Source organism: Spiroplasma endosymbiont of Cleonymus obscurus, from assembly GCF_964273375.1.
Classification (GTDB): Bacteria; Bacillota_I; Bacilli_A; order Mycoplasmatales; family VBWQ01; genus Spiroplasma_E.
Map to the genome: position 1 here is coordinate 1,054,699 of NZ_CAXWWA010000002.1, position 12,283 is coordinate 1,066,981.

The window sequence follows — 12,283 nt, forward strand, 5'->3', positions numbered from 1 at the left end:
AAAGATATTATATATTGATAATGGTTTTTTCTATATAAAAACATAATTAAGAAAAACTAAACTACCTAATTATTAAATATAAAATACTATCTATAATTTTAAAAATTAATATTAATATTACTTTTAGTAAAGTAATACAATAATAATTAAATAATTACTTATTCTTAACTGTCTTATTTTTATACTTAAACATTATATAATAGAAAATAATAAAATTTAAAATATATAAAATACTAACTAACCAAAAGTATAATTAATAATTAAACTATACTTCAAAAATTTACTATATAAATTTTAGGAATTTTTGTGTTTTTAATCGTAATCTTATTTTTTGTAGAAATTTCAATTACAATTTTCATAATAACAATTACATATTTCAATAAATTACCTCCTATTTTATATAAAAAGATTATCACTTTTTAAAATAAAAATTAATTTAATGATAACGAAAATATATTAACTTCTTAATAACTAAATTTAATGTTCAACCACTTATTAACAATTGTAATTTTATATAATATAAAATAATATTTTAATTGTTAACATTCAAAAGTGTTAACTATAATAAGTATTGAAATTTTATATACATAAAATTTAATGATTTTTAAAGGAACAATAATATGTTAAAAATATCTACTAATTATTTACCAGATCCCACTGAATATGCTAAAGTTTTTTGTGAATATATATTCAAAACTTTAATAGAAAAAATTATATATTTTTATACAACAGTCAATGGGTTTCTAGATCAAAAATTTATTACATTTTTGACTAATGAAAAAATTGCTAATGAATTTAATAAAACAAAAAATATGGATTTAGAAACATTAATAAAAGAATTTTATGATACACATCATAAAATTAAAATTCCACTAATAACAATAAATAAAAAATTAACAAAAGAAATTGAAAAAGAAGTAAGTGAAGTATTTAATAATACAACTACTTTAACTATAATTTTTTATAAAATTTGTATAAAAGATAACGCAACTAATAGTGATATTAGTGATTTTTTTATTGAAAAATATACAAAAAAAATTATTAATACTTTTAAAAATCTCTATTATATTTTTTATTACTATAACTATATCAAACATTTTAGAATTAGAGATAACAAAAAAAGAAACATATTTCAACAAAAAACTATCAAGATAATTTAAATATACAATTAATTAAAGAAATAAAAAAAAGTCTTGAATATGCCATTTTAATAATAAACAAAATGGATACAAATATTTATAAGCGAAATTTAAAAATAACACCAGAAAAAGAAAAGGTAATGTTTAGTAATCTGTGTAACTTACAAAAATAACTATGTTTAATTAATTCTAGTAAATATAATTAATTAAATGACTAGAAAGAGTGAGTTACAGATGGCTAAAAAAGATAACTTTAATAATAATGATCCAATATCAAAAGCAGTAGATTTATTATTAGAAAATACTGAAGATTTAACAACAGTTTTTAAAGAAGGGGGTTTATATAAAGAATTAACAAAACGTTTAGTTGAAAAAATGTTGAATTCTGAGATGCAAAATTATTTAGGATATGAAAAAAATCAACATAGTAATAGTGACAATGCTCGTAATGGTATAAGTTCAAAAAAAATTAATAACTCAACAAGGTAAAATTGAGATTGATGTACCACGAGATCGTAATAGTAATTTTACTCCTGTAATAGTGCCAAAAAGACAGAGAAGATTTGATGGTTTTGATCAACAAGTTCTTTCCTTATATGCAAAAGGTATGACATTATCAGATATTAGTGTAACTCATCCATTAGTTATCCTCCAGAAATCAAAAGAGTGATTTATACTACAAATTCTATTGAATCTGTAAATAGTCAATTACGAAAAATTATCAGAAATAAAAAAGTTTTTCCTAATGATATGGCAGTTTTTAAAATATTTTATTTAGCAATTGAAAATATAACAAAAAAATGAACAATGCCCATTCAAAATTGAAATACAGCAATTGCTCATTTTATGATAAAATTTGAAGACAGAATTAATCTGAACTAGTACTTTGCAAAACAAAGATACACAGATTATTAAAAAGCCTCTAAACGCGTTTTCTTTAATTTTTATTTTCTGTTACGTCAATAATAACTTCACTATTATCATCAAGAATTTCTTTAGTTATAAATTGACCAACGCTTTCAGCACCAGTTTTATCAGCAACCGTTTTTAAACGACTTAATTGTTTTTCCAACGGAACTAATGTTTTATTAATGCCAACATAAAGATCGTGATTTTCTACTAAACACTGTAAAAAATTATTATTTAATAACTGAATATGAACGGAAATATTATATGTATGATTACTATTTCTTTCAATACCAACTTTAGCAATCATATCTTTTTTAATATATTTAGAATACTTTTCTTGTAAATAATTAAAATTTTTATCAACAGCATTTTTAATTTCATAAGTAATATTAATATTTTTTCCATGGACAATAACTTGCATGATTAATTGCTCCTATCTTTTAATTATTATATACATTTTCCCATAAACAAATAAATTTTAAAAGATAATAGTGTAATTAAATTTAAATTATTAACAACTAAGCAAAATACCAATTATATTTATAATATGCTTAATATCATCTTCAGTTAAATTAATGATTAATACTCTATTTTTTATCTTTTCATGATTTTTGTTTTAAAAAATTTTGTTTTCCATTAAAAGTAATAGCTGTTTTTCAACGTGGATAATTATTACCTTTAGTAATAGCATTAGTATTATTCATTGGTTGTAAATTACTAATATCAGAAGTGCCTCCATGAAATAAAGGTCGTTGATGTATAATAGTTCAATTATAACTTTTAGGATCATCATTAAGTTTAACATTACTAATAAAGTTATTTTTAAACATTAGCGCACCCGCATAGTCTTTTCGATATAACTGTGGATTATAATCATCAATAATTTCTCCTTTATTTCATACTTCTTCAATTTGTTGTGGTGTTCAAGTTACTTCACTATTAACAACATTACTACTGTTATTACTACTGTTATTAGTTTGAACAGGATTTGGATTACTAGTTACTTGATTATCAAGTAATTTTGATTGTGGAAGTGCACCTCCACCAGTATTATTATTAATAACTATATTTATACCTTGTGTTGATTTATCATGTTCATTAAAAAATCGATCTGTAAATGATGGTCCAATAGTTTGTTCACCAAAAAGAGAATTTTGTTCAACACTTGCGGGTATTTCTGTTGCTGATAAAGCATTATTATTTGTCAATGATAATGCTTTTTTTGATTTATTTCTTAAATTAGCCATTATTAATCATAAAGAAAAAAGTACTAAAAAGAAACTACAAATTAATGCAAAGCCTCAAGGTAAAATAAAAAATAAAACATTAATAATTTTTTTGTCCATAACATAACTATAAATTTTTTTATAACCATAACTTATTAATAATCCTGAACCAATAAGTAAAACAAGCGAAATTACTACTACTATTAATGCTCATACTAAAGTTATTATTCCATATTTATTTAAAAAAATAAATGGAATTGTAATAAACACTAGAGTAATAACCGAAAAAATTAAAGTAAAAATTGTTAAAATCTGAAAAGTAAGAGTAAATGTAATGCCTTTACTATTAATTACTTCAGTTAAAATTGCTAAAATCTCATTAACATTAGTACGATAAAGTATAAGTCATAATACTCAACTTATAATCAAAGTTATTGCCATTAATCCCGAACTAACAATAATTCCTCAACGATTATGAGAATTAATGTTTCTATAATTCTCTGCTGACACTTCCATACTAAAACCTCACAACTCTAAAATCTCATATATTAAATTCTATCATAAATGATGATTAACATGTTTAACGACAATTATGAAATATAAATGAAAATATAACCTTTATAAAAATACTTTGGATGGGTTACACTTTATTGGACACTAATTACGTAGACAAGTGAACAAATTAGTTAAAAGAAAGGAAATATAATTATGACCAATATTAACTCATATAATGATGAATTTAAAAAACAAATAGTATCTTTATATCAAAATGGCAAATCAGTATCTTGCCTTGCTAAAGAATACAACGTTACAAGAGCAGCTACTTATAAATGAATTAAGCAATTTACAAATTCAGGCAGTTTTAAAACTAAAGATAATCTTTCGGATTTAGAAAAACAATTAATTCAAGCAAATAAAGAATTAAAACAATTAAGAATGGAGAATGATATTTTAAAGCAAGCAGCACTAATAATAGGCAGAAAGTAGAGATTATTACAAATAATAAATCTAAATATAAAATTCGTCCAATTTGTCGTTTTTTAAAACTTTCTAAATCAACATATTATTTTAATTTAAAGAAAAAAGAAGATAAAATCAAAAATAATATGTATGATGAAGCTGTTATTAGTGCTTTTAAACAAAATAAAGAAGTTTATGGAACAAGAAGATTAAAAGTCAGTCTAGAAAATAAAGAAATTTATTTATCACGCAAAAAAATTAAAGAAATTATGAATCAGCATAATTTAATATCAAAATACACTAAATTATCATTTAAAAATCATCATAACAAAGTCAATGATAGCCAAATAAGCAATCTTGTGAATAGAAACTTTAATAATAGGCTTAAAAATGAAGTTATTGTTAGTGATTTAACTTATGTTCAAGTTAATGGTAAGTGAAACTATATTTGCTTATTAATCGACCTATTTAACCGCGAAATTATTGGACATAGTGTAGAGGTGTACTAAAAAAGATGCATCATTAGTATATCAAGCATTTATGCAATCAAATCGCTGTTTAAAAGATATTCAAATATTTCATAGTGATCGCGGTAATGAATTCAATAATAAAACTATTGATAAACTTTTATTAGCATTCAATATTACCCATTCTTTAAGCAAAAAAGGTTGTCCTTATGATAATGCTGTTGCTGAAGCAACTTTCAAAACTTTCAAAACTGAATTTATTAATGATAAAAATTTTACATCATTAATCCAATTAAAATTAGAATTATTTGATTATATCAATTGATACAACAACATACGAATCCACAGCACTTTAAACTACCTAACTCCAGTTAAATATCATGAAAAAATGTCTACCAAAAAATAGTCCTAAAAAGGGTTGCCATTCCACATTTAAATTTTGCAATTCTGTTTTCATATCTTTTATCCTTTTCAATTGTTTATTTACATTTTTATATATATGTACTTATTTTTTTATGAATTGATAATGAACAATTATTACTTGTTTCTACATTTACTACTTTTGCTAAATTTAATTCTTGAGGGATCGGTGATGAAGTAATATTTAAACTAGTTATGTTATTAAGTTTTGCTAATTTTTCTCTTGCTTTAACTAATTCAAGTTCAACTTTAGTTCTTTCTAATTGTTTTTTAAGAATTTTTGCTCCTACTGTTTCTAATTGTAATTCTTCTAATTTTCTCTGAAGAATACTTGATTTTTCATTATTGTCATCTTCTAATTCTACTTTCTCTTGTTTATTTTGTTTAATCGTAGCTTTAATAACTGCACCCATCATAGCAGCAGATGTACCTGCACTAGCTGCTATTCCTAAATCAGAACATTGAAAGCCATCAATTCCACCAACCGCTAATGTTACTACTGTAGCAGTACCGGCAGTTATTATAGGTAAATTTTTTACAAAATTTTTTTTAAATTTCTTTCGAAAACTTTTTTTCTTGATAGTGAAGGTTTAACAACTTCCACTACATAATTATTTTCATCTTGCATTGAAGAAGCAAATGAAGATTTACTAATATCCATTTTTATTTCTCTCTTTCTAATCTATGAAAAATATCCTTCTAATTAATATAATTTAATAAAAAACTAATATAAATAAAAAATACTTATATTAGTAATGAACATATATTAAATTATTAATAATACTATCACAAATATTGATTTTAATAAAATTTAATATTTCATTTTATTACTAAAATAATTTCTTATAATAAATATTAGAACCTGTTTAAAATCTTTTAGAAAATACTAAAAAGAGAACTAAACCAAGAAGCTTAGATTTATATGAAGTATTTTGTGCAGTTTTATATGTATTAAAAAGTGGTTGTCAATGAAGAATGTTACCAAAAGATTTTCCAAAATGACAAATTGTTTTCTTTTTATTTTCAAGTTTGAAGTAAAAATAATGGTAGAAAAGAACAAACTAGTTTTTGTATAATTGATTCACAAAGTGTTAAAAATACAGATACTACTAAAAACAAAGGTTATGATGCTGGTAAAAAGATTTCAGGAATAAAGCGTCATATTGCTGTTGATTCTCAAGGTTTACCACATGCAATTTACATAACCACAGCAGAAAAAACAGATCGTAACAGTGCTATAATAATGATTGAAAATGAAAAAGAGAATCTTTCTGCAGTTCAAAAAATACTAGTAGATGCTGGTTATACTGGTGAAAAATTTGCTTCTAAAATTAAAACAATTATAAATGCAAATGTTGAAGTTATAAAACGTAATGAATTACATTCTTTTGTAGTATTACCAAAAAGATGAGTTGTAGAACGAAGTTTTGCATGATTAGAAAAATGCAGAAGATTATGAAAAAATTGTGAAAAAAAATTAAATACTAGCTTACAAATGGTTGTTCTTGCCTTTATTTCAATTTTATTGAAAAGATTTTAAACAGGTTCTTACAAATAAAGTAATTTCTCGTTTACAAAAAAATATTAGATATAATACTTGTAAACTAAAGATATAGTTTTTGACCTATTGTTTTATTTTTTAACAAATAGGTTTTTATTTTAAAAGGGGGACAAAATGAAAACAATTAAAAAAGAACAAATATTTACTAACAAAGCATATTTAATAAATTATGAAACTGTAGAAAAAATTAAAAAACAATTACTAAATTTAAAAGGAGAAAAAATAAAACTTATTGAAAAAAGTGAGAAAATTGAAAAAGAAATTAATAATTATCAAAAAACTATTCAATTTTGAATTAAACAAAATAAAGAAATAGAAGATAAAGTATTTCAATTTAATATTCAAATCTATAAATTAAAGGAACAAAAAATTAACAAAATTAAAAATTTTTTTATTAATCTTTTGGATGGGTTACACTTTTTTCATTTGGAAAAATAAATAAAAATAAAAGTATTAATAATTTAATTGAAACAGAAGAAATAAATTGTGAATTATTTAAAAAAACAAAATTAAATAATCAATAAAAAATTAATATTTTAAATTCAAATTATATTGAAAAACAAACAAAATACGCAAATTTAATAACTAATATTAATCAAATAACTGAACATGAAAACAAATTATTAGAAGATAAAAATAATTTGTTAAATAATAATAATAATTTATTAATTGATTTAATAAATCAAAAAGAACAGCAAGAAAAAGAAACAATTGTCGAAGTCAATGAGCAAATGGTTGAACAATTTGAATCAGAAATATTTCAACTTAGTGAAAAAATTTGTGATTTGGAAAATCAATTATTATCTAACAGTAGTGATGAAGGCTTTAATTCAAAATCTACATCAACAGATTCTTTAAATTCAGATATTTCAGTACCTCTAAAAATACAACCAAAATCACAAATATCTAACCCTATTAATAAACAAAAAGAAAAAGACATCCCTTGAGAACAAACACTACGTAAATATGAAAATGATATTCCAACAAAAAATTATAAGCAAAGAATAAAGCCAACTAATTCAAGAATAATAAAATTTTAAAAATTAAACATATTTAGAAATTAGCAATATCAACTTTATCTTTTGCTTTTGGTATATCAATTACTGGTGGAGATTCTGGATATACTTTATTCATACTACTTGCTAAATTTCTTACTCATTTACCACGATGATAAATAAATAAAGAAATAATCATTTTAATAACATCACAAGAACGCATAATAGCATAAATATAAACAATATCTAAAGGACTATAATGTACCTCAATAAATAAAATTAATATTGAAAAACATCAAGTAAAACAACTATCAACAAGTAAAACAGTAATTGCTAAGCCACCAGCACGAAATGCATAAATACAAGTATACAAAATAGTATAAGCACTAAAAACTATAGCATCAACACGCATCATTCAACTAGAAATTTGTAAGGCTTCTGTTGTTGCATTAAATAATAATTGTGGTAAAAAAAATGAAGATAAAACTAATAAGCCAGCAAAAAATAATGATACAAAAAAGCCTAACCTAATTAAATGTTTAGCATTATATTTAGCACCAATCAAATCATCGGCACCTAAACGATTGGCAATTAACACCGAAGAAGCAATACCAAATCCAATATATAAAGTATAGAACATGGTATTAATCGTGGAAGCAATTGCCGAACCACTTAATGCTTCAAAGCTTCATTGCGAAATTAATCTAATAATCATTGTCGTAGCAACTGCAAATAATAAATCATTTAACATTAATGGCCATGTTTTAATTATAATTTTTTTAAATAAATCACCCCTAATCTTAAACATTTTCAAAACTTTTGGTTGAAATTCATATTTCTTTCATATAATAAAACTACTAATTAATGCCAACTGAGCAATTCTCGCTGTTAAAGTAGCAACTGCTGAACCTCGTGCTCCAATTCCTGCAACTGCACCAATACCATTAATTAATAATAAATTTAATAAAAAGTTAATAAATACTGAAACAAAAGTTAATATTAATGGAATATAACCACGTTTTGTTTCACGAAATACTGAAACAAAAGCAAAGTTTATTCCTAACAATGGATAAGAAAAAACAATTCATTGATTATAATCAATACCTTGTGCTGTTGCTAAAGATGCTGAATGAAATTCATAATAACGTAAAATAATTTGTACAAATTGGGGAACGTTTTTATCAATATTATGAACATTCATAAAATTAATAAGTGAATTTTCATCAAAAGCATGATTATAATTTAAAATGTCCTTTAACTCATTAATATCATTAAGAGTTAATCCTTTAGCAGCACATAATTGATTAAATTTATCCAATGCACTACTAGGACTAGTAGTATAAGAAATTAAATATTCACCCACTGTATAAGATAAAATAATAACTATCACTCCAATTAAAAATCCAAAAATAATTCTCATTCTTACTGTTTGTCTTAAAGAACCATATCTTCCAGCTCCATAAAATTGAGCACCAAAAATACTAACACCGTTGATAAAACCTCCCATAACGGCATAAATAATAACAAAAATTTGATTAGAAGCAGTAACTCCCGAAACAGCAATTTGTCCTGCTGAATATTGCAAATGATAAAAATGTTCTAAACCATTATCTTTTCATCAACTTCAATTATCTCAAAGTCCTAATGAAGTAAAAATATCCCTAATATGTTCATTCATTGGCTTTAAATCACTAATAAAACTATCCTTTAATTCTCCAACCATAATATTATCTAGTAAATTCATTGATGCTGATAATATTTGTTGCAATACTGCCGGAATAATAATCATTAATGCTAATAAATACCATTTTTTAGTAGCAAAAAAATTACTAATTTTATGTGGATTTGCTCTATTATTAATTTTAAATCCACTAATTTTCATAATTTCACCCTTATCATTAATTTGCTCTATATTATAATAATAATTTTACATCATTTAAATAATGAGGTTTGAAATTTAATATATAAAAAATACTAAACTGCTAAGTAAAATCTCTACGATTAAATACTAATCATGAAGCACTCAATAAACCAATACCAAGCAAAACATACACAGTCAATAAAACTGGAAAATTAAGAATTTTACTATTAGTTGCTTTATTGGTATCAACTTGATAATTTGTGTTAACTTTATTAAAACTAACTAAATAAGGATCTGCTGTCATAGCATACTCACTTGGATAAGCAAAGATTGAACTTTGTTCAGTCGATATTCCATCTCAAATATATTTTAATTGATAAAAAATATTTAAATAACGCATTGCTTTAACTTGTGATGTCTTAGTATTAAGAGCATCATATTGTGATTGAGAAAGAGATGTATTTAAACCCGTAATCATAAGATTTACTGAATAATCAACATTATTGCTACCAACACCATTTGATCTTTTGGGACCAAGGTTATCTAGTCCAACTTTTTTACCTGTCATTAATTCTTCAAAACTTTGTTCTTTTCATTGACGAAAAGCATTACTAATATTGTAAATATGAGTAACTAAGTCCTTAGGAGCATCAGTAGTTGGTGGAGTACTAGTACTACCATTCTTAATTGCTAATACTATTGTTTGTTCTTTTTGATAATCATAATTATTAGGATACTTAACTTCTTTAATATATGTATCGTAAATACTAAACATAGCCTTTTGAATAGATTCAATAGTAGTTGTTGGGTCTTTTCTATATACGTCATTAATTCAATCAATATCAGTTTTATCTAATTTAGCTTTTACATTATTATAAACTGCTAATGACTGTGAAACAACATAATATGTAGGATCAAATGTTACTAAACCATTAATTAATGTCCCAAAAATATTGAATAAAGCAGCCATTCCAATCATAATTGCAACTAAAGCCTTAGCATTTAAAATTAATGAAAATAAAATAGCAATTGAAGAAATAATTAAATCAAAAATAATAGCAACACCAAATAAAATTCGGTAATGTTTAGTAATCTGTGTAACTTACAAAAATAACTATGTTTAATTAATTCTAGTAAATATAATTAAATGACTAGAAAGAGTGAGTTACAGATGGCTAAAAAAGATAACTTTAATAATAATGATCCAATATCAAAAGCAGTAGATTTATTATTAGAAAATACTGAAGATTTAACAACAGTTTTTAAAGAAGGGGGTTTATATAAAGAATTAACAAAACGTTTAGTTGAAAAAATGTTGAATTCTGAGATGCAAAATTATTTAGGATATGAAAAAAATCAACATAGTAATAGTGACAATGCTCGTAATGGTATAAGTTCAAAAAAATTAATAACTCAACAAGGTAAAATTGAGATTGATGTACCACGAGATCGTAATAGTAATTTTACTCCTGTAATAGTGCCAAAAAGACAGAGAAGATTTGATGGTTTTGATCAACAAGTTCTTTCCTTATATGCAAAAGGTATGACATTATCAGATATTAGAATGCAGTTACAAGAGTTATATCAGGGTGCTGATATTAGTGAAAGTATTATTAGTCAAATTACTGATGATGTGATTGATGATGTCAAAGCATGACAAAATAGACCATTAGAAGGCATTTATCCCATTGTTTATTTTGATTGTATAGTAGTTAAAGTACGACAAGATAAACGCATTATTAACAAATCAGTTTATATAGCTTTAGGAGTTGATTTAGAAGGTAAAAAAGATGTTTTAGGTTTATGAATTAGTGAAAATGAAGGTGCTAAATTTTGATTAGCAAATTTAACAGAAATGAAAAATCGTGGCTTAAATGATATTCTTATTGCCTGCAGTGATAATTTAACAGGCATGTCAGAAGCAATACAATCAGTTTATCTTAAAACAGAACATCAATTATGCATAGTTCATCAAATTAGAAATAGTTTGAAATATGTCTCATATAAGCATAGAAAATCTCTAGTTGCAGATTTAAAACCAATTTATACTGCATGTAGTGAAGAACAAGCAATGCAGGCTTTAGAATCCTTTGAAAATAAGTGAAATAAACACTATCCTCAAATTGCTAAATCTTGATATAAAAATTGAGATAATTTAATGGTTTTTATTAGTTATCCTGCAGAAATTAAAAGAGTGATTTATACAACAAATGCTATTGAATCTGTAAATAGTCAATTACGAAAAATTATCAGAAATAAAAAAGTTTTTCCTAATGATATGGCAGTTTTTAAAATATTTTATTTAGCAATTGAAAATATAACAAAAAAATGAACAATGCCCATTCAAAATTGAAATACAGCAATTGCTCATTTTATGATAAAATTTGAAGATAGAATTAATCTGAACTAGTACTTTGTAAAACAAAGATACACAGATTACATAAAAGCCTCTAAAATTCATAAATAAGGAAATACCGCATTATAAATAGTTGAGCTACCAATGCCAGGAATAGTAATAACAAAACTAGCAATAAAAATAGATAAAAATAAATATAAAATAATTACCACTTGTAAAGATAATAACTTTTCAGTTCAAATTCTAGTTCTACTAACTGGCTTTGATACTAAAATCAATAAAGTACCATCATCAATTTCATCACGAAAAACTTGTGTTGCTTTAACTGAAATAAATACAAAAATCATAATTGATAAAAGTACCGAGAACGATAATACTTTTCATTGTGG

Annotated in this window: 14 protein-coding genes and 3 pseudogenes; 10 read left to right on the plus strand and 7 right to left on the minus strand. The window is 23.7% G+C overall.

The features are described 5' to 3' along the window. Positions 1–620: 620 nt before the first annotated feature. The 4 genes and pseudogenes from ACI2WJ_RS06630 to ACI2WJ_RS08135 all read left to right on the plus strand — a co-directional run. Positions 621–1,160 carry a hypothetical protein gene (locus ACI2WJ_RS06630; protein ID WP_400255208.1) on the plus strand — a complete coding sequence of 180 codons (540 nt, stop codon included), beginning with the start codon at positions 621–623 and terminating at the stop codon, positions 1,158–1,160. Positions 1,161–1,349: 189 nt separating this feature from the next. Continuing rightward, on the plus strand, positions 1,350–1,628 hold the full coding sequence (locus tag ACI2WJ_RS08125; RefSeq protein ID WP_450097636.1) for a transposase: 279 nt from the start codon (positions 1,350–1,352) through the stop codon (positions 1,626–1,628). Between the two features lie 7 nt (positions 1,629–1,635). Continuing rightward, complete coding sequence (locus ACI2WJ_RS08130) at positions 1,636–1,839, plus strand: transposase (protein ID WP_450097637.1); 204 nt, start codon at positions 1,636–1,638, stop codon at positions 1,837–1,839. Continuing rightward, positions 1,785–2,021: pseudogene (locus tag ACI2WJ_RS08135) on the plus strand (transposase); the annotation flags it as partial. The gene ACI2WJ_RS08130 and the pseudogene ACI2WJ_RS08135, both read left to right, overlap by 55 nt. 55 nt (positions 2,022–2,076) lie before the next feature. Here the strand turns inward: ACI2WJ_RS08135 and hpf are convergent. Beyond that, a complete protein-coding gene (gene hpf, locus ACI2WJ_RS06640; RefSeq protein ID WP_400255209.1) occupies positions 2,077–2,469 on the minus strand; it encodes a ribosome hibernation-promoting factor, HPF/YfiA family in 393 nt (130 codons plus the stop codon). A gap of 166 nt (positions 2,470–2,635) precedes the next feature. Beyond that, complete coding sequence (locus tag ACI2WJ_RS06645; protein ID WP_400255210.1) at positions 2,636–3,790, minus strand: hypothetical protein; 1,155 nt, start codon at positions 3,788–3,790, stop codon at positions 2,636–2,638. A gap of 192 nt (positions 3,791–3,982) precedes the next feature. Here ACI2WJ_RS06645 and ACI2WJ_RS06650 point away from each other — a divergent pair. Beyond that, positions 3,983–5,107, plus strand: a pseudogene (locus tag ACI2WJ_RS06650) (IS3 family transposase). Positions 5,108–5,192: 85 nt separating this feature from the next. Here the strand turns inward: ACI2WJ_RS06650 and ACI2WJ_RS06655 are convergent. Beyond that, positions 5,193–5,537: a hypothetical protein gene (locus tag ACI2WJ_RS06655; RefSeq protein WP_339039704.1), complete on the minus strand. Its 345-nt coding sequence runs from the start codon at positions 5,535–5,537 to the stop codon at positions 5,193–5,195. A 119-nt stretch (positions 5,538–5,656) separates the two neighbouring features. Continuing rightward, positions 5,657–5,782: a hypothetical protein gene (locus ACI2WJ_RS06660; RefSeq protein WP_338958999.1), complete on the minus strand. Its 126-nt coding sequence runs from the start codon at positions 5,780–5,782 to the stop codon at positions 5,657–5,659. 215 nt (positions 5,783–5,997) lie between these two features. Here ACI2WJ_RS06660 and ACI2WJ_RS06665 point away from each other — a divergent pair. The 3 genes and pseudogenes from ACI2WJ_RS06665 (at position 5,998) to ACI2WJ_RS06675 (ending at position 7,722) form a co-directional block, all read left to right on the plus strand. After that, positions 5,998–6,661 (plus strand): annotated as a pseudogene (locus tag ACI2WJ_RS06665) (IS5 family transposase). Positions 6,662–6,796: 135 nt separating this feature from the next. Beyond that, positions 6,797–7,120 (plus strand): hypothetical protein, encoded by a 324-nt coding sequence (locus ACI2WJ_RS06670; RefSeq protein WP_400255211.1) that lies wholly within the window; start codon positions 6,797–6,799, stop codon positions 7,118–7,120. 203 nt (positions 7,121–7,323) lie between these two features. After that, on the plus strand, positions 7,324–7,722 hold the full coding sequence (locus ACI2WJ_RS06675) for a hypothetical protein (protein ID WP_400255212.1): 399 nt from the start codon (positions 7,324–7,326) through the stop codon (positions 7,720–7,722). 13 nt (positions 7,723–7,735) lie between these two features. Here ACI2WJ_RS06675 and ACI2WJ_RS06680 read toward each other — a convergent pair whose 3' ends face one another. Both ACI2WJ_RS06680 and ACI2WJ_RS06685 read right to left on the minus strand, forming a co-directional pair. After that, on the minus strand, positions 7,736–9,559 hold the full coding sequence (locus tag ACI2WJ_RS06680; protein ID WP_400255213.1) for an MATE family efflux transporter: 1,824 nt from the start codon (positions 9,557–9,559) through the stop codon (positions 7,736–7,738). A gap of 100 nt (positions 9,560–9,659) precedes the next feature. Continuing rightward, positions 9,660–10,508, minus strand: coding sequence for a hypothetical protein (locus tag ACI2WJ_RS06685; protein ID WP_400255214.1), 849 nt, complete (start codon positions 10,506–10,508; stop codon positions 9,660–9,662). On the opposite strand from ACI2WJ_RS06685, the gene ACI2WJ_RS06690 reads away from it, so the two are divergent. Continuing rightward, positions 10,492–10,620, plus strand: a complete 129-nt coding sequence (locus ACI2WJ_RS06690) for a hypothetical protein (protein WP_400255215.1) — start codon at positions 10,492–10,494, stop codon at positions 10,618–10,620. The genes ACI2WJ_RS06685 and ACI2WJ_RS06690 overlap by 17 nt on opposite strands. Before the next feature lie 89 nt (positions 10,621–10,709). Then, entirely contained in the window at positions 10,710–11,948 is a 1,239-nt protein-coding gene (locus ACI2WJ_RS06695) for an IS256 family transposase (protein ID WP_400255219.1), read from the plus strand. A gap of 26 nt (positions 11,949–11,974) precedes the next feature. Here the strand turns inward: ACI2WJ_RS06695 and ACI2WJ_RS06700 are convergent. Further along, on the minus strand, positions 11,975–12,283 hold a 309-nt coding region (locus ACI2WJ_RS06700), incomplete at its 5' end, for an ABC transporter permease (protein ID WP_400255216.1).